This window comes from Nonomuraea sp. NPDC049784, from assembly GCF_040659615.1.
Lineage (GTDB): Bacteria > Actinomycetota > Actinomycetes > Streptosporangiales > Streptosporangiaceae > Nonomuraea.
This window is the reverse complement of the sequence record NZ_JBFAMX010000144.1, coordinates 1-20,864: the sequence shown is the minus strand read 5'-3', so window position 1 is coordinate 20,864 and position 20,864 is coordinate 1. Positions and strand designations below refer to the sequence as shown.

General features: G+C 68.8%; 21 protein-coding genes and 1 pseudogene. 11 read left to right on the top strand and 11 right to left on the bottom strand.

Annotation, left to right across the window (positions count from 1 at the left end):
• Positions 1-219: 219 nt before the first annotated feature.
• The 4 genes from AB0J09_RS27140 to ftrA form a co-directional block, all read right to left on the bottom strand.
• The gene (locus AB0J09_RS27140) at positions 220-1,638 is read right to left on the bottom strand and encodes an amidase (RefSeq protein ID WP_360696761.1); all 1,419 of its coding nucleotides are present in this window, start codon (positions 1,636-1,638) and stop codon (positions 220-222) included.
• Between the two features lie 202 nt (positions 1,639-1,840).
• The gene (locus AB0J09_RS27135; RefSeq protein ID WP_360696758.1) at positions 1,841-2,839 is read right to left on the bottom strand and encodes a LacI family DNA-binding transcriptional regulator; all 999 of its coding nucleotides are present in this window, start codon (positions 2,837-2,839) and stop codon (positions 1,841-1,843) included.
• Between the two features lie 195 nt (positions 2,840-3,034).
• Entirely contained in the window at positions 3,035-4,552 is a 1,518-nt protein-coding gene (locus AB0J09_RS27130) for an alpha-L-arabinofuranosidase C-terminal domain-containing protein (protein WP_360696755.1), read from the bottom strand.
• Between the two features lie 143 nt (positions 4,553-4,695).
• Complete coding sequence (gene ftrA, locus AB0J09_RS27125) at positions 4,696-5,664, bottom strand: transcriptional regulator FtrA (RefSeq protein WP_360696752.1); 969 nt, start codon at positions 5,662-5,664, stop codon at positions 4,696-4,698.
• 96 nt (positions 5,665-5,760) lie between these two features.
• Here ftrA and AB0J09_RS27120 point away from each other — a divergent pair, with 96 nt between their 5' ends.
• The 4 genes from AB0J09_RS27120 to AB0J09_RS27105 all read left to right on the top strand — a co-directional run bounded on the left by AB0J09_RS27120 (position 5,761) and on the right by AB0J09_RS27105 (position 8,314).
• Entirely contained in the window at positions 5,761-6,219 is a 459-nt protein-coding gene (locus tag AB0J09_RS27120; RefSeq protein WP_360696750.1) for a rhodanese-like domain-containing protein, read from the top strand.
• A 320-nt stretch (positions 6,220-6,539) separates the two neighbouring features.
• Complete coding sequence (locus AB0J09_RS27115) at positions 6,540-7,082, top strand: hemerythrin domain-containing protein (RefSeq protein WP_360696747.1); 543 nt, start codon at positions 6,540-6,542, stop codon at positions 7,080-7,082.
• Between the two features lie 189 nt (positions 7,083-7,271).
• Positions 7,272-7,475: a hypothetical protein gene (locus tag AB0J09_RS27110; RefSeq protein WP_360696744.1), complete on the top strand. Its 204-nt coding sequence runs from the start codon at positions 7,272-7,274 to the stop codon at positions 7,473-7,475.
• Positions 7,472-8,314: a patatin-like phospholipase family protein gene (locus AB0J09_RS27105; RefSeq protein WP_360696741.1), complete on the top strand. Its 843-nt coding sequence runs from the start codon at positions 7,472-7,474 to the stop codon at positions 8,312-8,314. Before AB0J09_RS27110 ends, AB0J09_RS27105 begins: the two co-directional genes overlap by 4 nt.
• Before the next feature lie 42 nt (positions 8,315-8,356).
• On the opposite strand, the gene AB0J09_RS27100 is transcribed toward AB0J09_RS27105, so the two are convergent.
• The 4 genes from AB0J09_RS27100 to AB0J09_RS27085 form a co-directional block, all read right to left on the bottom strand.
• Complete coding sequence (locus AB0J09_RS27100; RefSeq protein ID WP_360696738.1) at positions 8,357-8,692, bottom strand: hypothetical protein; 336 nt, start codon at positions 8,690-8,692, stop codon at positions 8,357-8,359.
• 67 nt (positions 8,693-8,759) lie between these two features.
• On the bottom strand, positions 8,760-9,731 hold the full coding sequence (locus AB0J09_RS27095) for an MBL fold metallo-hydrolase (protein WP_360696735.1): 972 nt from the start codon (positions 9,729-9,731) through the stop codon (positions 8,760-8,762).
• An 11-nt stretch (positions 9,732-9,742) separates the two neighbouring features.
• A complete protein-coding gene (locus AB0J09_RS27090) occupies positions 9,743-12,616 on the bottom strand; it encodes an ankyrin repeat domain-containing protein (protein ID WP_360696732.1) in 2,874 nt (957 codons plus the stop codon).
• A gap of 190 nt (positions 12,617-12,806) precedes the next feature.
• On the bottom strand, positions 12,807-13,637 hold the full coding sequence (locus tag AB0J09_RS27085; protein ID WP_360696729.1) for a helix-turn-helix transcriptional regulator: 831 nt from the start codon (positions 13,635-13,637) through the stop codon (positions 12,807-12,809).
• 160 nt (positions 13,638-13,797) lie between these two features.
• On the opposite strand from AB0J09_RS27085, the gene AB0J09_RS27080 reads away from it, so the two are divergent.
• From AB0J09_RS27080 to AB0J09_RS27070, 3 genes and pseudogenes are all read left to right on the top strand, one after another.
• Entirely contained in the window at positions 13,798-14,544 is a 747-nt protein-coding gene (locus AB0J09_RS27080; RefSeq protein WP_360696725.1) for an NAD(P)-binding domain-containing protein, read from the top strand.
• Between the two features lie 241 nt (positions 14,545-14,785).
• Positions 14,786-15,163, top strand: coding sequence for a nuclear transport factor 2 family protein (locus tag AB0J09_RS27075; RefSeq protein ID WP_360696722.1), 378 nt, complete (start codon positions 14,786-14,788; stop codon positions 15,161-15,163).
• A gap of 75 nt (positions 15,164-15,238) precedes the next feature.
• A pseudogene (locus AB0J09_RS27070) lies at positions 15,239-15,493 on the top strand (aldo/keto reductase); the annotation flags it as partial.
• 290 nt (positions 15,494-15,783) lie between these two features.
• Here the strand turns inward: AB0J09_RS27070 and AB0J09_RS27065 are convergent.
• Together AB0J09_RS27065 and AB0J09_RS27060 are read right to left on the bottom strand one after the other, a co-directional pair.
• Positions 15,784-16,902, bottom strand: a complete 1,119-nt coding sequence (locus AB0J09_RS27065; RefSeq protein WP_360696719.1) for a serine hydrolase domain-containing protein — start codon at positions 16,900-16,902, stop codon at positions 15,784-15,786.
• 283 nt (positions 16,903-17,185) lie between these two features.
• Positions 17,186-17,647 (bottom strand): MarR family transcriptional regulator, encoded by a 462-nt coding sequence (locus tag AB0J09_RS27060; protein ID WP_360696716.1) that lies wholly within the window; start codon positions 17,645-17,647, stop codon positions 17,186-17,188.
• Positions 17,648-17,725: 78 nt separating this feature from the next.
• Here AB0J09_RS27060 and AB0J09_RS27055 point away from each other — a divergent pair, with 78 nt between their 5' ends.
• A complete protein-coding gene (locus AB0J09_RS27055) occupies positions 17,726-18,097 on the top strand; it encodes a VOC family protein (protein WP_360696713.1) in 372 nt (123 codons plus the stop codon).
• A 93-nt stretch (positions 18,098-18,190) separates the two neighbouring features.
• Here the strand turns inward: AB0J09_RS27055 and AB0J09_RS27050 are convergent, their stop codons facing one another.
• Complete coding sequence (locus AB0J09_RS27050) at positions 18,191-18,715, bottom strand: hypothetical protein (protein ID WP_360696710.1); 525 nt, start codon at positions 18,713-18,715, stop codon at positions 18,191-18,193.
• Between the two features lie 92 nt (positions 18,716-18,807).
• On the opposite strand from AB0J09_RS27050, the gene AB0J09_RS27045 reads away from it, so the two are divergent.
• From AB0J09_RS27045 to AB0J09_RS27035, 3 genes are all read left to right on the top strand, one after another.
• A complete protein-coding gene (locus AB0J09_RS27045) occupies positions 18,808-19,170 on the top strand; it encodes a Tn3 family transposase (RefSeq protein WP_360696707.1) in 363 nt (120 codons plus the stop codon).
• Positions 19,171-19,271: 101 nt separating this feature from the next.
• Complete coding sequence (locus AB0J09_RS27040) at positions 19,272-20,111, top strand: helix-turn-helix domain-containing protein (RefSeq protein ID WP_218006931.1); 840 nt, start codon at positions 19,272-19,274, stop codon at positions 20,109-20,111.
• A 67-nt stretch (positions 20,112-20,178) separates the two neighbouring features.
• Positions 20,179-20,864 (top strand): dihydrofolate reductase family protein (locus AB0J09_RS27035; protein WP_360696703.1); only part of this gene is annotated, 686 nt, incomplete at its 3' end.

Genomic DNA, 20,864 nt, shown 5'->3' with positions numbered 1-20,864 from the left:
GCGACCTGTTCCCCGCCGTCATGGCCGCCGCGGTCGCCGGGGCCATCCGCGTGGCGGGACGGCACTGGCTCCAACCCGGCAACACCGACTCCTTCGCCACCGTCCTCCGCCACGCCCTGTCCTGCGTGTGCCCCGCTACGCCGCCCGAAGGCCCGCGGGATCAGTGACCTCGCAAGCGCGGGCCCGCTCCCCCGTTGGGGAACGGGCCCGCCTTCCGTGTCAGAGGTTTCCGACGAAGACCGGCGGAATACGGTCCTTCCACGGCATGGCCTGTTCCAGGTGAGCGGCGATCTGGAATAGCAGATCCTCACGCCCGTAAGCGGCGACGATCTGCACGCCGATCGGCAGCCCGTCCTCGCTGTGAGCGAGAGGGAGGCTGATCGCCGGCAAGCCGGTGACGTTGAACACCTGAGTGAACGGCCCGTACTCGGTCAACGACTCCAGCCAGCTCGTCAGAGTCTGGCCGGGACCGTCGAACCGCAAGGTGCCGTGCGGCGCCGGGAGGCGACCCAGCGTCGGGGTGACGAGCAGGTCATAGCCGGTGAAGAACGCGCCCACCGACCGGCTCACCCGGTTCTGCGCGTTGAGCGCGGCCAGCATGTCCAGCGCGCTGTACTCCCTGGCCGCCTTCAAGAACTGCCGGGAGACGGCCTCCATCTCCGCCTCGTCAGGTTCCCGCGGAGCCAGCAGCAGCGTGGCGGCGATCGCGACTCCCTCGCACACCCAGGCCTGCATGACGGCCTCCCAATCGACCACCGGGCTCGCCTCCGCGACGGTGTGCCCCGCCTGCTCCAGCACTCGGCCCGCCTGGACCGCCGCTGCGGCCACCTGGGGATCCACCGTCGTCCCCGCCCAGCCTTCGGTGGCCACCGCCACCCGTAACCGGCCGGGATCGGTCCCGATCTCGTCGGCGTACGCCCGGCGCGGGGGCAGCGCGGTGTACTTGTCGCCGATCCCCGGCCCCTGGACGGCGTCCAGCAGGTGAGCGGCGTCGCGGACGGTGCGCGTCAGCGCGAACTCGTAGGCCATGCCGAGCATCAGCTCCCCCGCATCGGGTCCGGGCGTCACACGGCCCCGGCTCGGTTTGAGCCCGACCAGCCCGCAGCAGGAAGCCGGGACCCGGATGGAGCCGGCCCCGTCGCTGGCATGCGCGACAGGCACCGCCCCCGCGGCGACCAGGGCCGCGGCGCCACCGCTCGACCCGCCCACACCCCTGTCGAGGTTCCATGGGTTGCGTGCCGGGCCGTATCTGAGGGGTTCGGTGGAGAAGCTGACGCACATCTCCGGCACGGTGGTCAGGCCCAGGGTGACCAGGCCGGCGGCCCGGAAGCGCGTCATCAGATCGGTGTCGCGCCATGCGACGATGCCCGGCAGGGCACGGCTTCCCAGGGTGAACGGCACCCCTTCGGCCACCGGCCCGTGGTCCTTGATCAGGAAGGGGACACCGGACAGCGGCCCGTCTGCGGCGTGGTCGAGCGCCGGGGAGAACACCGGCAGCGCCAGGCCGTTCACTTTCGCGTTCGCCGCTTCCAGCGCCTGCCGCGCCGTGGCCTCTACCTCGTCGGCGGTGACCTCACCCGACTTGATCAGGTTACGGATGCCGACAGCGTCGTACCTTGCGTACTCGTGGAGCTCCACGAAGAGTCCTTTCGATCACGGGTGGGAGTGCTGCATGAAAAGCAGCCCGAACGGGGCGATGGTCGAAACGCCGGGCCGCGGGGCCCGGGGACCATCCCCTAGCAGTGATCGAAGTGTTTCTACGCTCGGTACATCACGTCCCATGCTGGCAGCGGCCGCACCCGGCCGTCGACCGAATTTCCTCGGTCATGCGGGGCGTGCGTCAGCGAGTGGACTCGCGAGCCATCAGGTCGAAGGGCGCGGTGTACTCGCGGGCCGGGCGTGAGGGGTCCTGGATGCGAGCGGTCACCAGCTCGACGGCCTTGGCGGCCATCCACCGGTGGTCCGGCGCCACGGTGGACAGCGAGGGGACCATGTACGCCGACTCGGGGATGTCGTCGAAGCCGATGAGGTGGACGTCGCCGGGGACTCGGACGCCGCGATCGGCGAGGCCGCGGAGGACTCCCTGGGCGACGGTGTCGGTCACCGCGACCACGCCGTCGACCTCGTGACCGGCGTCGACAAGGCGGTGGGCCGCGTCGCGGCCCGATTCGAGCGTCATCCCGTTGACGGCGTACAGCAGTGCCGGATCGGGGTCGAGTCTCCGTTCGGCGAGCGCGGCGAGGTAGCCCTGGTAGCGGCGCGTGACCACGTTCACGCCGTCGAGGGCGCTGCCGGTGACGATCGCGATCCGGCGGCATCCACGGTCGATCAGATGGACGGTCGCCGCTTTCGTGCCTTCTTCGTTGGGCATGGCGACGTGGTCGAATTTGGCGTCGAAGTTCTGCTCGCCGAGCATCACGATCGGGTAGTCGCCGGCGGTCAGCCGTGAATCCTGGGGGTCGACTCCGACCGCGCTGAGGATGAGCCCGTCGAAGTGCAGGGTGTGCGAACGGGTGATCGCCTCGAGCTCCCCCGTCGCGGCCGCGCCGGTCTGCTCGATCGCGACGTGGAAGCCGTGAGCCCGCGCCTGGTCGATCACGTGGGCGGCCAGCTGGCCGAAGTACGGCCGGTCGATCTCGGGCACGGCCAGCCCGATGACGCCGGTCCGCCCGGATCTGAGGGTCCGGGCGGAGACGTTGACGCGATAGCCCGATTGGCGGATCGCCTCCAGCACCCGGCGGCGGACCTGGTCGCTGACTCCGGACCGGCCGTTGATGACGTTGGAGACCGTCATCTTCGACACCCCGGACAGCTTGGCGACGTCGCTCATGGTGACCATGCCGCTCCTCAGGTCCTGCCTCCTTTGGCCGGATCCGATCCGACCATGTCCGACTGCGGTCGCCGCTTACTTGAGCCTACTGCGCCGCACCGGGCAAGTATGGCCACAGCGGACGGCTGCCCTCGTGGAGGAACGGGCGAAGAACGAGATCCGGAAGGCTTGCCCTTCGGCCGATGGTGATGCGCCCGGGGGCGCTCATGCGAGGCGTCCCTCCACGGTGACGAAGGAGTGTGCGGGCAGGTGCACCCGCAGTCCGGACGCGGTGGTCGTGACCTGCTCGTGCGCTCGGGGCGCGACGGCGGCAGGCGTCTCGGGGGTGTTGTGGGCCTGGAGCTTCTCGGCGGCGAGGACGCGGGAGCGGACGTCGGCCACGGCGCCGCCGCGCAGGTCCAGGTCGATGTCGATCGCCTCGGCCGCGTCCAGGTTGGACAGTGAGAGGAGTACGCGTCCGTCCTTGCGGCTGGCCGAGATCGAGACGGTCTTCAGCGTCTCACGGGCGGGCACGCCGGCGGGGAGGTCGACCCGCAGTGAGGCTGCGTCCTGGTGACCCTTGTTCATCTCGAACACGTGGTAGGTCGGTGTGAGCACGAGTGCGCCGGAGTCGGGGTCGGTGAGGATCATTGCTTGCAGGACGTTGACCGTCTGGGCGATGTTGGCCATGACGAGGCGGTCGGCGTGGCGGTGGAAGATGTCGAAGTGCAGGCTCGCGACGAGGGCGTCGCGCAGGGTGTTCTGCTGGTAGAGGAAGCCGGGGTTGGTGCCGGGCTCGACGTTCCACCACGTCCCCCACTCATCCAGCACCAGGCCCACGTTCTTGCCCGGGTCGTAGCAGTCCATGACGTTGGAGTGGCCGGTGATCAGCTCATCGATGCGCGCGGCCTGGGCCATCGTGGCGTAGTAGTCGTCGGTGCCGAACACCGTGGCGTCGCCCTTGTCCTGCCACGTTCCCGGGATCGTGTAGTAGTGGAACGACAGCGCCTGCATGAAGCCCGCGGGCCGATAGGCGCACCCCAGCTCGCCGAGCTGCTTCATGAGCGTCTCGGTCCAGGCGTAGTCGCCGGAGTTCGCGCCGGCGGCGATGCGGTAGAGCTTGTTGTCTCCGTGGTCGCGGCAGTAGGTGCCGAACCGGCGCGCCTCGGCGGCGTACTGCTGGGCGGACATGTTGCCGCCGCAGCCCCACGCCTCGTTGCCCAGCCCCCAGAAGCGCACCCGCCACGGCTCCTCGCGCCCGTTCGCCTTGCGAAGGCGCACCATCGGCGAATCGCCGTCGCGGGTGAGGTACTCCACCCAGTCGCTCATCTCCTTGACCGTGCCCGACCCGACGTTGCCGCTGATGTACGGCTCGGCGCCGAGCAGCTCGCACAGGGCCATGAACTCGTGCGTCCCGAAGTGGTTGTTCTCCTCGACGTTGCCCCAGTGCGTGTTGACCATCGCCGGGCGCTGGTCCTTCGGCCCGATGCCGTCCATCCAGTGGTACTCGTCGGCGAAACAGCCACCCGGCCAGCGCAGGTTCGGGATGTTCAGCGCACGCAGCGCCTCCACCACATCCAGCCGGATCCCACCGGCGTTCGGGACGTCGCTGTCCTCGCCCACATAGAACCCGCCATAAATGCACCGGCCCAGATGCTCGGCGAAGTGGCCGTAAAGATGCCGGTTGATCACCGGGCCCTCGACATCGAGGTTGATGATGGCGGGCACGACAACATTGCTCATGGACAGTCCTTCAGCGCGATATGTATCGATAAAACGCTCGCAACTTTATCGATACACAAGGGCTTGTCGTCAAGGGGTTGGTCGCGTCCTGGCGAGGCAGCCTTCACCGCAGGCGCGACGCCTGACACGAGCAGGCGGCCAGGTCAGCGGCCGAACGCCTTCCGGTACGCGGACGGGGAGGTGCGCATCGAGCGGCTGAAGTGGTGGCGGAAGGTCACCGGGCTTTCGAAACCGACGGCGGCCCCGACCTCCTCGACCGGCACCGTGGACGACTCCAGCAGGGACAGGCTGGCCGCGATCCGCTGTGCGATCACCCAGCGCAGCGGGCTTGTCCCGGTCCTCCGGTTGAAATGCCGGACGAAGCTGCGCTGCGACATCCCGGCGACTCGGGCCAGCACCGCCACCGTGATCGGACGGGAGAGATTGGCCAACGCCCATTCCATCGCCCTCGCCACGGCGTCGTCGTCCTCGACGGGGGCGACCGCGGCCTGGACGAACTGCGCCTGGCCGCCCTCACGGTGCGGAGGCACGACCAGCCTCCTGGCCACCGTGTTGGCCACGCTCGGGCCATGGTCCCGGCGGACCAGGTGGATCAGCAAGTCGATGCCGGCCGCGCTACCCGCGCTCGTCAGAACGTCGCCGTTGTCCACGTACAGCACGCCGGGATCGACCCCGACCTGAGGAAAACGTTCCTGTAGCAACTCGGCGTATCTCCAGTGCGTGGTGGCCGACCGGCCGTCCAGGAGCCCGGCCGCGGCGAGGGCGAAGGCCCCCGAGCAGATCGACACGATGCGGGCGCCCCGTTCGTGCGCCCGTCGCAACGCGCCGATGAGCGCGGGAGAGACCTCGGCGCGGACGTCTGGCACACCCGGGACGATCACCGTCCGCGCCTCGGCGAACACGTCCAGCCCGTGCGTCGCCTGGACGGTGAAGCCGCCGACCGCCCGGAGCGGGCCATCGTGCTCGGCGCACACCACCAGGTCGTACCACGGGACGTCCAGCTCCGGCCGAGGCAGCCCGAAGACCTCGACGACGCACCCCAGTTCGAAGGGGCTCATGCCGTCGAAGGCCAGGACCGAGACGGTGCGGTTGCTGTCATAGCGCTGGAGCATGGCTGGATATTAGCGGTATTAGGCATTCATGCCACTCGTGAGAGCACGGGGGCGGGCGGCACCATCAGAGGAAACGAGTTGGAGGTAGTCCCGAAAATGTCCGCTGTTCTCGCCACTCCGGCCGCCGACCCGGCCGCCGCCGTCGCTCATTTCTCGGCCCGTCTGGCGTTCGAGACGGACGTGTCCGATGTCCATGCCGATCTCACCGCCGGCGATTCGCGCATCGTCGTGGTCGACTCGCGCAGCGGGGAGAGCTGGCGCCAGGGCCACATCGAGGGCGCGCTTCACCTGCCCACGGCGGAGATCGCCGCACGCGCGCCATCGGTCGTCTCCCGCGACGTGACCGTGGTGACGTACTGCTGGGGGCCCGGGTGCAACGGCGCGACCCGAGCGGCGCTGGAGTTCGCCAAGCTCGACTATCGCGTCAAGGAGATGATCGGCGGCTTCGAGTATTGGGCGCGCGAGGGCTTCCCGGTCGTGACCGGCTCCGGCGTGGAGAGGCGACCCGCCGACCCGCTGACGGCTCCTGTCCACGCCGTCGCCTGCGGCTGCTGATCCTGGACGGACTGGCTGCTGTCACGCCATCGGTAGCAACGAGGCTATGCGCGCGTATTGAGGACCCGACGTTCCTGACTTGCTCAGGCAGACGCATTGCCGGGGGCTTGGAGCTGTTGGTGTCTGAGTGTGTATGAAGGTACGTGGTGTGGCTCTGGTTACGTCGTCGCCCGCGTGCGGATTCGACGGTATGTGTGCGTCTTCGCTCCATGGGCGGCTTGACTGCCGGCCAGAAGAGTGATGGGATCCGTCGCCAGCGTCGCGGTGTACCCGGCAAGCAGATCGCCGAGGGCATGGAGGCGCCGGAACATGGGACACCCATGGAAACACCCACCCGTGACGACCGCCTCAGCGCGTTCGGTAACCAGCTGCTCAACGTGCACCTCTGGCTCCGCGAAGAGCTCGCCAGGCTACGCGAAGACGTTGACGCCCACCTGGCGGGCCACGCCGAGCGACCCCGCGAGCTGCGGGCCCACTGCCTGGCTTTCTGCTCGGTCCTGGAGCGTCATCACACCGGCGAGGATGCTGCGGCATTTCCCGCGCTGGCCGAGCAGTTCCCCCAGCTGCGGCCCGTACTTCAGGAACTGACACGCGACCACCGGATCGTCAGCGAGATCCTGCGCAGGTTGCAGGACCTGCTGGAGGGTCTCGGCACCGACGACGCGGCCCAGCCCCAGCGTGCGCGAGCCGAACTGGACGGCCTGGCCGCGCTGCTGGAATCGCACTTCACCTACGAAGAGAGAAAAATCGTCGCCGCTCTCAACGCGTTGGACGCCGCCGACTGGGACGGCTCCCCGCCCGATTTCCTGCTCACCGCCTCCGGCGATCGGGACGACGGAAGCTCCGGCGCTGCTCACCTCTGACAGAGCGAGTCGCCGGGCCAAGGAAGCCGCCCTGGTGGCGCTCATCACCGCTCCGTCGAGCGTCTACGGTGAGCGGGTGGTTCTCGAGGAAGTTTCGATGTGACGGGACGAGACCTAGGCCGATCGTCACGGTGATGGCTGGGGCTTTCGGCCGATGCGAGTGTCGCTGATGTTCTCTAGGGTCTGGCCATGGCTTTCACCTCTGTTGAAGCGACGTATTTGCCTGGTCGAGAACGCGGACAGCTGGCGACGGTCGCGCCCGATGGCACCCCGCAGCGCAAACCCCGCCGGGTGGACGACGTGATGGGCGAGGGGGCGTCTGGTATGCGTTTCCTGGAGGACCGGCCGGGTTTCCACGGCCGAGACATCGCGCTTGAGGAGGCTGGGCAGTGAAGGTGGAGACCGCGGTCGTTCTGGGGCCCGGCGGCCCGGTCGGTACGGCGTGGCTGGCCGGGCTGGCGGCGGGGCTGCGCTGGGAAGGGGCGGACCTGGGCGCGGCCGATCTGATCGTGGGTACGTCGGCGGGCGCGATCGTGGGAGCGATCCTGGCCAGTGGAGGAGACCTCGAACGGCTCGCCGTGCTGCCCCCGCCGACCGATCCTGGCGGCGGTGTACGGACCGATCCGGAGAGACTTGCGGAAGTGTTTGCGACGCTCGGCGATACCGGGCTTGAGCGAGCCGAGGCCCTGCGCCGGGTCGGCCGACTCGCTATCACCGCCTCGACCGGCGGCGAGGATGCCGCCATTGCCCGGATGCGGTCGCTGGTCGGCGCAGCGGAATGGCCAGATCGGCCGCTCCTGATCCCAGCGGTGGACGCCGAGACCGGCGAGGCGGTGATATGGGACCGGCACGGCTCCGCATCGCTGCCTGAGGCTGTGGCGGCCAGCATCGCCTTCCCCGCGACCGCGCCGCCGATCACCATCGATGGGCGTCGTTATATCGACGGTGCTCTCAGGGCCGGCACCAACGTCGATCTGGCCGCCGATGCGGGTGTGTTGATCGTCGCTGAGCCGATGGCGCACATGGCCGGTACCAACGGTGTTGCGGCAGACGAAGGGGTAGTCGTACGGCTGGTGCCAGACGCCGGGGCGATCGAGGCGTTCGGGCCGGATATCACCGACCGCGCCGCTTGGGAACCCGCATATCAGGCCGGCGTCAGACAGGCTCCGGACGCCGCCAAGGCTATTGGCTTGATCTTCAACCTCGGCGGTCCGAACGGCGACCCTGGGTAATCAAGGGGACAGCCCTTGGCCCTCGTCCCGAACTCCATCATCTCACCGCCGCGGCAGGAAGGGCCGGACCATGGCGAATCGGCCGGCGAGGTGAGCTCGGATCGCTTCCACGGGGCCGCGGTCAGCTGCTGACGCGCCACGACCGGCTCGATCGCCGCCGACCGACGCCGGCCCCGGCGTGAGGACCTCGCCGGTGGCTGTGCCGATCTGGTCGTCGGTGGCCTCGACCAGCACCCGCACCGCCTCGGCCGGCGTCGCCGGAGCCCTCTCCACCCGCGGCAGCGTGCGCAGCTTCTCCTTCGACGGCTCCCGCTCGGCGCCCGCCGGCAGCCGGGTGGAGATCAGCAGGTCCAGAGCGTCATCGACCGACCCCTCCACTTGGCCGGAGTGGTCGGCGTGCAGATCTGGGGCGAGCTCGGGTGGGCTGCGGTCCTGGCATAGCGGGTCAGGACGTGCGGTGCTGGTGCTGCTCGGGCAGGTGGCTGTCCGGGTGGACCCACAGGAGGACGTTGTCCGGCCGCGCACCTCCCGCCTGCTCCCACTGCTGCCGGAAGAACGCGAGGACCTGCCGGTCGGAGTGGCGCAGGCTGAAGTGGGTCAGGACGAACAGCGTCTGCGGTTGGGCCTCGACCACAGGTCGCAGTTGGCTCCAGACCGTGTGCCCGATCCGCTTCGCGCGCTCCAGTTCGGTATCGTCCAGAAAGGTGCATTCGGTGATGATGACCGGGTATTCGAACAGCCACGGGTTACGTCCGAACACGTTCACGTGCGTGTCGCCGAGGAAGGCGAACAGCGGTCGCCGGACCTCGTGGTCGACCTCGACTCCCTCTTGGCGTTTCAGCGCCATGATCCGACCGAACTCGCCGCCCCTGCCCTGCCGTACCAGGGACTGCCGCAGCTCTTCGAACTCCGGCCGTAGCGTCTTGCTCCGCTGCGAGAAGGCGTATCCCACACAGGGCACCTTGTGCTCGCACTCGACCACCCGCACGTGGTGTCCCCTGCGTCCGAAGCTGAACTCGTCGTCGCGCCGCACTCCGTGCAGGCGGTGGCCCGTCGCCAGGGCGGGATCGAACCCCGCGCCGTGGTTCAGTTCCGCGGATGCGCGTATGTAGGACTCCACATACGGCACCGCCTCGGCGGGCAGGTAAATGTCCGTGCCGGAGGGATTGGCGGCCAGGTAGTCGAGGTCTTTGGAATGGTCGTGGTGGGTGTGGGTCAGGAAGACCGTGTCCACCTGTCGTCCTTCACACAGCCCCGCGTCGAGGCTGCACCGCAACTCGGGGATGTGGAAGAACGTCTTGTCGTTCGCGCGAGAGTAGCCGGTAAGGGTCAGCTCGGTGCCGGGTATCCGCCAGGTCTTCCACTGCCGGAACGGGTGTCCCTGCTCCAGTCGCGCGGGGTGGCCGGCCGGGGTCATGTCTGGGTGGGTCATTTCTCGGTCGGCCTCGTGCGGTCGCTCAGGCGGCGCTGGAGCGCTTCGATCTCCGCCACGCGCTCGCGGGACTCCTCAACCTGCGTCTCGTCCAGGGAGCCCGCACCCCAGTTCCACGGTTGCATGATCTCCCATTCGTCCAAGCGGAGGTTGTCGGTGGCGTACTCGTGGAGGACCGTGAGCAGGGACTGGCCAGTGGGCCTGACGGACAGTTCGCCGGCTTCTTCCGCTCGGCGCCGTGGGACGCCGACGACAGTGCTCCGGCCGGCGGCGAGCTCGCTCAGGCTGTAGCAGTGGATCAGGCCGCCGTGGCGGTCACGCGGCTGCCGCCTTTTCGCACCGTGGTCGATCCGAGGGTCGCCGTACAGCGCGAGGAGTGGTACGAGATCCGGGTCCCAAGCGAAGATCCGCCGCTCGGCCTGCCACATCGTCGGCCAGGGCCGGACCACGGGACCACCCCGGTCGAGCGGGACGGCCAGCTCCCACGGCAGGTTGGTGACGTCCCCGGGGATCGCGTCGTGAGGGTCGGCGTCGACGATCACGAAGAATTCGTCCGGGAACGCGACCCCGAAGCACTCGGCCAGCACCTCACGCGGGCCGAGCCCGGTGGCGTACAGTGCCCGCGCCAGGCGGCCCATCGAGCGGTAGTCGCCGCGTGAGGCCCGCTCCCGCGGCGTCGTCGGCGGGGGTTCCGTCGTCGGCGCGCGGTCGTCGATGGGCCGGATCAGGGCCTCGACCTGGTCGAGCGCCGCTCGGTGGTCGGTCAATCGCTGCGGGGCGGCGCGCTCCGGCGCGTGCCGCTCCACCGCCTCCAGCCGACCGGCCGCGGCGGCGTGGTAGTCCCGCAGAACCGCGAGCAGGGAAGCGCCGCACCGCTCCACCTCCTCGGCCGGGTCGAAGGTGTCGATCCCGAAGACCACGGGCCGACCGGCGGTGAGCTCGCTCAACCGGTAGCAAAGGGTAAGGCCGCCGTATGCGGTGTGGCGGTCGTTCAGCCGCAGCAGCGGGACCAGGTCACGATCGCGCTCGAGAACCTTCTCGTCGTTGTAGTCGTCGTCGAGGTCGCCGAAGGTTCCGGATCGCGGCGCGACCGGGCCGCCCCGATCGGGTGGGACCGCCAGCTTCCAGGCATGGTGGTCGAAGTCCTCGGGCCGGTGGCCGGCCAACGGCACGTGCTCGGCGAGCGCGAAGAACTCGTCCGGGAACGCGACCCCGTAGCACTCGGCCAGCACATCGCGCGGGCCCAGCCCCGTGAGGTACAGTCCTCGCGCCCAGCGGACCATCGAACGGTAGCGGTCGCGCCGCGCCGCCTTGCGCAACCGCTCGAGCTGCTCGCCGGTCGGCGGGGGCCGCAGCTGCCAAACGGCGTCCTCCGGCGGGGGTGGTGTCCGGGTGACTTCGCTCCCGAGGCAGTCCACGCCGCGTTGCCGGCACAGGTCGATGCCGCCCGCGTCGATGAGCCGGTCGATCAGGTCGTCGGCGCGGCGCCTCGCGGACAGCCACTCGGCCGCGGCGTGCAGCGGGGTACGCCCCTCCGTGTCGACCGCGTTGATGTCCAGGCCGGCGGCGAGCAGCCGAGGCAGCAGCTCCCCGTGGTCGAGGTGGACCAGCAGGTGCAGCAGCGTCTCCCCTGTCTCGTTGCGGGTCGCCGGGTCGAAACCGCCGTCCAGCAGCTCCATCACGCCGGGCGCGTCTCCGTGGTAGGCCCGCTCCATCAACTCCTGGTCCTGCTCGGCCCGGCTCCCCGTGGCCGACCGCGGTGGCGATGGCGGCCCGCCGCCGGCGGTGGGGTCGCGCGCCGGGAACAGCGCCTGACAGACCAACGGGTGCAGGTCGCCCGGTTGCAGGTATCCGAACCGCAGCAGGTCGAAGTCGGCTGGATGGCGGTACTCGGCGAGGGTCAAGATCAGATCTTCGCCGATCGGGCGGTCGCGGCGGCGCGCCGTGACCTTTCCGGAGCTTTCGAATGTCAATTCCACATCCGTGAAAGGCCACGTCTCGTCGTTGCCGTCCACCCACACCGTCCGCTGGCGACGCCGGCCTGGCTTCACCAAGGCCGGCTCGGGCACGCCGTGGTCGAGGACGTTGCGGGCCTCGGCCACCAGCCGCTCCACCGCCGCCTGTGGCCGGACCGGCCAGCTCTCCTGCTCGCCCGGGGCGAGGGTGATCCCGCACGCCGCCAGGGCCTCGCCGGTGCGGCCGCGATCCCACAGCATGGTCAGCCACTCCACAGTGGCGACCGGATCGTCCGGGCGTGGTCCGTCGGGCAGCTCGTCCACGGCCAGCGGGCGGCCGTCGGCGTGGAAGAACGGGATCCGGTCCGTTCCGCCGCAGCGTTCCCGCAGCTCATCGGTGTGCCGGGCATCCCAGTAGGACCGGTGCAGGTGATACGTCCACGTTCCCCGGTCCGGCAACACATCGTTCCCTTCCCATTTGGTCCGCACCTGCAGCTTCAGCCGCACCGGGTCCTTCCACGCCTGGCCCACCGTCAGGTTCGCGCCGCCTCCGGCCGGGTACCGGCGGAGCACACCGGTCCAGTTCCAGATCGCGCCCGGTGGGTGGAGTACCCGGGGCATGTGCCAGCGCAGCAGGTCGGGGGCCAGATGGCGCAGGTCGTCCGCGATCACGTCGGCGGTCTCCTGGCCGCTCACCTCGGCCACCTTCGCGAAATCGACGTCCAGGTCGATACCCGCCGCCGCGCAGGCGCCCTCCACATCACCGGCCAGCCGCCGCTCGGTCGCGGCTTCGATCATCCACATCGGTACCGCGTACCAGCGCACCCGCTGGTACATCGCCAGCAACGCCCGGCGTCCCTCGGGAAGCTCATCGACCCGGACCGGGCGCGGGGGGCCCACCGCGTCGCTGGTCACCGGCGCTCCCCCAAGACGCTCGCGGCACCGTCCACGATGGACGACTGCGCCCGTTCCACATCAAACTCCCCGGTTCGCCTGATCTTCTGCAGAACCTTCGCACAGCGTCCCTCGAAGGGGTACCGAAATTCGACATCGTGAAGAACCGGATCAGCCCTCGGCCTATGGCCGGAGCTGCCCGCGCGTCGGCTTACAAGCTCCCAAGTTTCCGCAGTGCCTGCTCAGATGCCGAGTCCGGCTCGGCGGCGAACAGGTCCAGCCCGCAGCACGCCGGCTCGTCGGGCAGCTTGATGAGCTCGCCGTGCAGGGTCAGCTCCCCCACGACCGGGTGGTGCAGCACGTACGCCCGGGACCTGACCTGCGCGACCGGGTGCTCCGCCCACATCCGCGCGAAGTCCGCGTTCAGCTGCCGCATGTGGTCGATGTGCGCCGCGAGTCCGGAGTCCCCGCGATACCGCCCGAGCAGAACGCGTAGATGCGCCACGTGCTCGCGTGCCGCCCGTTCCCAGCCGGTGCGGTGCAGCTCGCGCAGGTACGGCTCGGTGAACAGCAGGTGCGAGAACGTGCGGCGGTTCTCCGGCAGCGCGGGGAAGTCGCCGAACACCGCCACGGCGAGCTGGTTCCAGCCGACGATCTGGGTGTGCCGGCCGACCACCAGCGCCGGCGTCATCACGAACGACTTCAGCAGGTAGCGCAAGCTGGGAGGCACCTCAGACGAGGCTGTGGCCCCGGCACACGGCGCGGGACGCCGTGCGATCCGTTGCAGGTAAGCCAGTTCGTCGGTGTCCAGGAGCAGCGCCGCGCCGACGGCGTCCAAGATCTCGTCCGAGACGCTGTCGCCCTTGCCCTGTTCCAGACGCGTGTAGTGGGCGATGCTCACGCCCGCCAGCCTGGCCAGCTCCTCACGCCGCAGGCCCGCCACCCGGCGCACTCCGCCGTAATCGCGCAGCCCGACGTCCTCCGGGCGCAGGCGGGCACGGCGTGATTTGAGGAACTCGCTCAGCTCCGTCCGGTCGTCCACGCGACAACCCTACGTCTGAGCGCACGGCGGGTGATCACGCCGTGAGTACGCAGAACACGGGTCTGGTCGGGCGGTCGCGGCGGTTCCACGCTGTCATGCGAGCCACCCACGCGCGACCGGCTCATATCGCGACATCTACACGAACGAACGGAGAGAATCCGTGCCCCAAACGCTCGGACTCATCGGCAGCGGAATGATCGGTTCTTCCGTTGCCCGCCTGGCCGTCGCGGCTGGCCTTGAGGTTGTCCTCAGCAATTCGCGAGGGCCTGAGACACTCGCTGATCTTGTCGCTGAGCTGGGCGGGCGTGCCCGAGCGGCCACACCGGCAGAAGCGGCCGGCGCCGCAGACCTGGTGGTGGCGGCCATCCCGCTGAAGGCGTACGAACTGCTCCCCGCCGAAGCTCTGGCCGGCAAGACGGTGCTGGACACGGCGAACTACTACCCCGAGCGGGACGGCCATCTGGCCGAACTGGATGCGGGCGAACTGACCTCCAGTGCCCTGATGCAGCGCCACCTCGCGGGCTCCCAGGTGGTCAAGGCGTTCAACAACATCACCCCGCACCAGCTGTTCACCCTCGCCCGGCCCGCGGGCGCGCCGGACCGCAGCGCCCTGCCCATCGCCGGTGACGACGCGGAGGCCAAGACAGAGGCCGCCCGGCTGTTGGATGTCCTCGGTTATGACGCGGTGGACATCGGCACGCTTGCCGCCAGCTGGCGCAGTGAACCGAACACACCGGTTTACATCCGGCCCTATCTCGGCGAAACGCCAGCCATGAGCGTTGAGGCCTTCCTCCGCTGGACCCTCCAGACACCCGGCATCGTCGTTCCCGCAGCGCGGGTCGGCAAGCTCGTCGAGACCGCGGTTCGCCAGCCGGCAGGCGAGGCCAGGCTCCCAAGCGACGACTGACTCCCCACGGGGACGGGCTGTTCACACGCCGTCCTCGACCTCACGCTCCAAGCCCTGCCCGCCACCATCGTCGACGAGGCGGCCACCCACATCGCCATCAAATGTCGAGGTGAACGGGCAGGGGTGTCGGCGAACACCATGTGACTCGCGCTGTCCGGACGCCCGCGCCGGTTACGGAACCTGCCGCGCCACCTCGGACACCAGCCTTGATCTCCTACGTGTCAAGGCTGAGACTCCGGACATGAATGCGGAACAGGAGGTCATCGAGGCGGCCTTCGAGCGCGCCCATGCTTTGGCCGCAGGAGATCCTGATCGGCTACGCCGGTTGCTGCATCCGGACTTTCGCTGGACGTCACATTTGGGCGAGCAGTTCGATCGAGACGACTATGTGCTGTCCAACACAGCCGGGGCCATCACGTGGAAGAAGCAGTCCCTGACCGATGCCGAGGTGGTGGTGGTCGGGCAGGTCGCGGTGCTGCGTTGCGTGGTGGCCGACGACGTCGTTACCGGCGAAGGCGACCGCCTGACGTTCCGGATGCCGATGACCCAGACCTGGGTCAAGGAAGAGGGCCGCTGGCTGTGTCTGGCCGGGCACGCCGGCCCGCGCCTCAAAGGATGATGCACGGGCGGTGACGTACGGCAATGTCGGCGAACCACCGGCCCGAGAACATCCCATGAGCCAGCGACAGATCTCGACGCCGTCCAGCAGCTCACCGAGTTGGCCGCGTCCAAGGGCGCGACGGTCTCCCAGCCGGCGCTCGCGTGGCTGCTCGCCCAGGGCGAGGACATCGTCCCCATCCCCGGCACCCGCAGCCCCGAGCGCGTGGAGGAGAACGTCGCCGCCGGCCTCACCCTCACCCAGGCCGACCGGGACACCATCTCCCAGATCCTGCCCACCGGCGGCTTCGGCGCCCGTTATGTTGAACAGGCCCTGCCCACCAGGATCTGACCCAGGCCCCCGCGGCGCAGCACGACGGCGCCCCCGCCCACATTGCGGGGGCGCTGTCGTGCCCGAGCGCATCTCGCAAGCTCACCATCAAGACCGGCAAGCACCAGCCGAACCGCTCATGCCTCGCGGGCCTGGGCGCTGCTGGCCGTTCCGATCCTCTCCGCGGGCCGGACCGGGCTTCAACATCCACTGACTGGGCCTGGCCAGGGAGCGGCGTCACCGCACCTCGCCGGGCCCCGCCTCGGTGGATCGCTCATGGGCGGATATCGCGATTGACGGATGACTCCCGGTCATTGGCCGGGGCAGAGCACGGCTTCGCCGACCTTGTTGATCGCGTCACCGACGGCCATGGCTTGCTCGTTCTTGACCTTCAGGGTGGTGGACACGGCGAACTGAAGCCGGCCGTCGGCCGAGGTGAGGGTCACGGCCAGGAAGCCGGGGCCATTGCCCGCAGCCGGCGCGACCGTTCCCCCGCACAGACCGGGTAGCGGCCGTAGCATCGCTTGTTGCAGGTCCGCCGACAGCAGCCGGCCCTGGTTGAACGCGCGGTAGAAAGCGCTGACATCGTGCGCGGTGGAGATGACCCCTCCGGCCGCGCCACCGAAACTTGCGTTCTGCCGGTCCACGTCGCGCGGCCTGCCCTCGGCGTCGGGGTAGTAGCCGTGCCCGTGCGGGCCTCTGATGCCCTGAGGAGGCCTGGTGGGCAGATAGGTGCGGCTCATCCCCAGAGGCGCGAAAAGACGCCGGGTCAGCTCGGCAGACAGGCTACGGCCAGTCGCTTTCTCGATGATCAGGCCGAGAAGCACGTAGTTGGTGTTCGAGTAGGAGAATCCCGCGCCCGGCTCTCCCGTGCGGGGCAGCTTGCGCGACGCCTTCACCAGATCGATCGGAGGATAGTAGGTCGTGAAGTCGAAGGGGTCGTCGAACTGCCCGGAGGCGAAGAAGTCGGGGATCCCGGAGGTGTGCCGGAGCAATTGCCGCAGGGTGATCTCATCGGCCCGCTCCACCAGATCCTGCTGCGCCACCTCTGGCAGAACGTCGGCCAGCTTGTCATCCAGGCCGAGCTTGCCCTCCTTGACCAGCTGCAGCAGCACCGTGGCCGTCATCTGCTTGGTCTGGGAGCCGATCCGGTACCGAGCACCGGAGGGGATTTGGCCGCCCTTGCGGCTGAGCAGGCGGGAGCCGGCCGACCCCTTGCCCACCCGCTTGCCGTCGACGTAGAGCTCGCCGATGGCGCCCACCACACCGGAAGTCTTGACCAGAGCATTCATGGCCTCCTGCACGTCGCCGTACCGGGAACGGGTGAGGCCGGCGTTGTCGGAGGTGGCAGCGGTGGCGGGCGCGGGGGTGCTGAACGTCAGCATCGCGCATGCCAGGGCGGCGAACCGGGCTGTGGCCGCGTGATTCACTACAAAGGATCCTTTCGTGTACGGGACGCGCCGGTGCCTCTGCTCACAGCCGAGACGCCTCGTCGCGAGGACATTCGAGGCTCATTGGTAGACCAGCTACTGTTTCCTCTGCGTTTCCATCGCGGCCCTACTCATGATCACTTCAGGGTAGGTCGGAGTTCGAAGGAAGCCGGCCCAGGTGGTCAACGAGACCGGCGGGGCTCACCGCGCTGTTCTGGTCGAACATCAACCCTTACGGCACCTTCCGGCTCGTCATAAGGGCGCCCAGCAACAGGTTGGCGTGTCATTCCTCCAGGACTGCCGCTATGCGGTCGAGGTCGGTGAGGAGCGCTGCCAGGCGCTGTGGCGGGATCGCCTTGACCATGCGCTGTTCGATGGCGTAGACGGCGGCCTGGACCGCGGCCAGGCTTCTGTGGCCCTCCTCGGTGAGGTGGGCGGGCCGGGCGCGGCCGTGGTCGGCGGTGGTGGGGCGGGTGATCAGTCCCGCTTCCTGCAGGCCCCGCAGGACGACGTTTCCGGACTGCCGGGTGACGAAGGTCGCGCGGGCGAGGTCGGCGTTGGACATGCCGGGGTGCAGGGCCAGGAGTTCGAGAGTGGCGTATTGCGGCACGGTCAGCCCGTGCTCGCGCAGGACCTTGTCCATGGCGCCGCGCAGGGCGGCCTGAACGCGTTTGATCAGGTATCCCACGTGTTGGGTGACGTCTTTCGCGAGGTGGGGCGGCTCGGCGGGCATGCTCTCCATCATGTCAGCATTTTGACATAGGATCCCCCGGCGTCCTAGTCTCGGTTATGTCAAAGTTCTGACATAAGAATCGAGGAGACCATGTCTGTCACCATCGACGGCCCCGACTTCGTCGCCCTGCAAGTCCGCGACGTGGATGCAGCGGCGGCTTTCTGCGAGCAGCATCTGGGCCTGCGCCGGGCCGCAGTCTCGCCGCCGCACGCGGTCGTGTTCGACACCAAGCCGATCCCGTTCGCCGTCCGCGAGCTCCTCCCGGGCATCGACCTCGCCAACGCCGCACGGCCGGGTCTCGGCGTGGTGCTCTGGTTCCAGACTTCCGACGCTCACAAGCTCCACGACCAGCTCACCGCCGCCGGGATCAAGATCCTCACCCCGATGGCGGACAGCCCCTTCGGGCCGGTGTTCTCCTTCGAGGGCCCAGAGGGCTACACACTCACCGCACACGGAGGCTGACCGTGACCGCCGTCTCCCTCACTCCGGGAAATCAGCACACCGGCCCAGGCGACCCTGCTGCCGGTCATTGAGATCAACCGGAGGCCGACCTAGTCAGGCCGCGCCACAACCGAGTGGGTGCCGCACGAATTCTGGATGAGCGTCGCCGAGGTCGATGCTGTTCTCATCAAGAGCGTTGGCGATGTGGAAGCGGCCCGTGTCGACGACGAACTCCACAGCGAGGGTGCCGGCCGCCACGTCACGACGCGATGGCCGCCACTCAAGTAGAGCCACCTCGCGAAGTTCCTGGCCGATGAACGGCTCAAGCCGTTCGTCGGCGCTGGACCACGCCGGAGTCAGCTCGAACCACTCCCAGCCGGTGATCGCAGCCGTCGTGTCGATGGTGTTCCAGCTGATCGACAGCTCATCGAACTTCGAGTGGCTGATCTCTACTTGGACGCCGTCGAAGTCCAAGACGACGGGGCATTCGGCATACCAGTCCCCGTCCTCGATGAAACGCACGATCGCGAAGCCGGTCAGACGCCGACCACCAAGCGCGGCCAGGCCCGGTCCGTGTTCCTCGCGGATGGCTTCAAGGCCGACGAGAAAGGTCGGCTCGAAGCCGGAGATACCCATCACGACAGGCGATTGTCCAGGTTCATCGCGAAACCGGCCAGTCGATATCCATCGCCGTGCCGTAGTGCCACGCTTGACAAATCAGATTCCACATAATGGCCCGCTGGCTTCGCGACCGCGATCTTCAGCGGGAGACCGAATCCGGGCTGAACGTGGTGGAGAACTACAACGGCGTCAACGACTACATCAAGTTCGGCAAGCGCGGAGAGCTCGCCTCCAACCGGCGCGAAGAACAGGAACTGGGGATGTTGTGCCTGCACATTCTCCAGTCGGCCCTCGGTCTGATCAACACGCTGATGATCCAGGACACCCTCGCCCTACCCGAGTGGGAGAACGTCCTGACCGACGCCGACCGGCGCGGGCTCACGCCGCTGTTCCACACCAACATGACCCCCTACGGTGAGATCCAGCTGCGCACCGACCGGCGCCTGGACCTCACCGACCTGCCGACTGCGTAACGCCGGACGCTCGCCCGTTCCGGCGGCAGCGCGGCTGGACCATCCCGGCGCTCGATGCCGGCGGGGTTGATCGCGAATACGGTGGCGGCGATGCTGTGGGCGTGGAGTACGTGTCCAGAGTGCCGCGACCGCCGCTGGACGGGCTGATCGACGACCTTTACTACCTGGAGGGTGCGCCGCCGTACGCCCGGCTGACGCTGCCGCCGATGCCGTCGGCGTTGCTCATCGTCAACCTCGGGGCGCCGTTCCGCATCCGCGCCGGCACGGACATCGAGACGGCCGAGTACGCCGACGGCTGCGTGGTCACCATGCCCACCCGCGCGTTGGAGTTCGGCTACCCACTCCGGACCCGATCCGTCGGCGTGCACTTCAAGCCGTGGGGGCTGGCGCCGTTCCTGCCGATGCCCGCGGCCGAGCTGTGTGACCGGCCGGTGACGGTAGAGCAGGTTTGGGGCCGGCCCGCCATTGCTGAGCTGCGAGACCGGCTGGCCACGGCGGACGGACCGCACGAGATGCTGACGCTGCTCGAGGAGGAGCTAATGCGACGGCTGTGCGAGACCGCCGGCCTGGGGCTGGTCCGCCATACGAGCAGTGTCATCGCGGCGACCAGCGGGGCGGTGGCGATCGGCGACCTGAGGGTGGCAGCCGGTGTCAGCAGCACTCATCTGGCACAGCGGTTCAAGGAGCTCATCGGCGTCACGCCGAAGCGGCTGGCCCGCACCTACCGCTTCGCCGCCACCGTGTTCGCGATCAACCCCGCCGGACCGATCGACTGGGGCGACCTCGCCGGTGGCGCAGGCTACTTCGACCAGGCCCACTTCGGCCACGAGTTCCGGGCGTTCACCGGGCTCACGCCGACCCGGTACGTCGAAGTCCGGCGGCGGTTCCTGCGCGAACATCCCGGCCACGTGCTGGACAGCTGGCCGCTGCCGGCCGATTGATTTCTTACAAGAAGCGGCAGCTCACGACACGCTAATTTGGGGGCACCCCAAAGCAGAGGAGAGCCCCGTGGGCAAGGTGGTCATGTACAGCTCGGTGTCGGTGGACGGCTTCGTCGCGGACGAGAATGACCAGCCCGGACCGCTGTTCGATTGGTTGTCCAGCGGTGATGTCCCGTTGGACGAGAGCGGCGAGGTGAAGGTGTCGCAGACGTCCTACGACTACACCCGGCCGTACTGGGACCAGATCGGAGTCACGATCGTGGGCCGCCACGTCTTCGACATGACGGACGGCTGGGACGGGAAGCCTCCGGGCGGGATCGATCACGTGGTCGTCGTGTCGCACCGGCCGATGCCCGAGGGCTGGGACCCCGAGGCGCCGTTCCACTTCGTCGACGGCGTCGAGGCAGCCGTGGCCAAGGCGCAGGAGCTTGCGGGTGACCGCATGGTCGAGGTCGCCGCTGGCGACGTCGGTGGCCAGGTGCTTGCCGCGGGCCTGATCGACGAGGTGCGCATGGACGTCGTACCCGTCGTGTTCGGGTCCGGCAAGCGCTACTTCGGGTCGGTCCACGCGCAGCACCTGTTGGAGGATCCTGACGTGGTGATTCAGGGCAGCTCGTCGCTCTGGACGACGACGTCCCGCTCTCGGCGCGCAAAGGCAAGGTCATCGTCCGCTCCGGCAAGGGCGAGACCTCCCGCGAGATCCCGCTCCTGGACGGCACCGCGCGGACCTCCATCACCGAGTGGCGCACCGAC

What these genes read in the sequence shown, in the direction of transcription:
- AB0J09_RS27115 (WP_360696747.1), top strand. Translation starts at nt 6,540, where the DNA reads ATGGAAACACCCACCCGTGACGACCGCCTCAGCGCGTTCGGTAACCAG.
- AB0J09_RS27135 (WP_360696758.1), bottom strand. Translation starts at nt 2,839, where the DNA reads ATGGTCACCATGAGCGACGTCGCCAAGCTGTCCGGGGTGTCGAAGATG.
- AB0J09_RS27095 (WP_360696735.1), bottom strand. Translation starts at nt 9,731, where the DNA reads ATGACCCCGGCCGGCCACCCCGCGCGACTGGAGCAGGGACACCCGTTC.
- AB0J09_RS27110 (WP_360696744.1), top strand. Translation starts at nt 7,272, where the DNA reads ATGGCTTTCACCTCTGTTGAAGCGACGTATTTGCCTGGTCGAGAACGC.
- AB0J09_RS27060 (WP_360696716.1), bottom strand. Translation starts at nt 17,647, where the DNA reads ATGATGGAGAGCATGCCCGCCGAGCCGCCCCACCTCGCGAAAGACGTC.
- AB0J09_RS27075 (WP_360696722.1), top strand. Translation starts at nt 14,786, where the DNA reads ATGAATGCGGAACAGGAGGTCATCGAGGCGGCCTTCGAGCGCGCCCAT.
- AB0J09_RS27120 (WP_360696750.1), top strand. Translation starts at nt 5,761, where the DNA reads ATGTCCGCTGTTCTCGCCACTCCGGCCGCCGACCCGGCCGCCGCCGTC.
- AB0J09_RS27055 (WP_360696713.1), top strand. Translation starts at nt 17,726, where the DNA reads ATGTCTGTCACCATCGACGGCCCCGACTTCGTCGCCCTGCAAGTCCGC.
- AB0J09_RS27045 (WP_360696707.1), top strand. Translation starts at nt 18,808, where the DNA reads ATGGCCCGCTGGCTTCGCGACCGCGATCTTCAGCGGGAGACCGAATCC.
- AB0J09_RS27130 (WP_360696755.1), bottom strand. Translation starts at nt 4,552, where the DNA reads ATGAGCAATGTTGTCGTGCCCGCCATCATCAACCTCGATGTCGAGGGC.
- ftrA (WP_360696752.1), bottom strand. Translation starts at nt 5,664, where the DNA reads ATGCTCCAGCGCTATGACAGCAACCGCACCGTCTCGGTCCTGGCCTTC.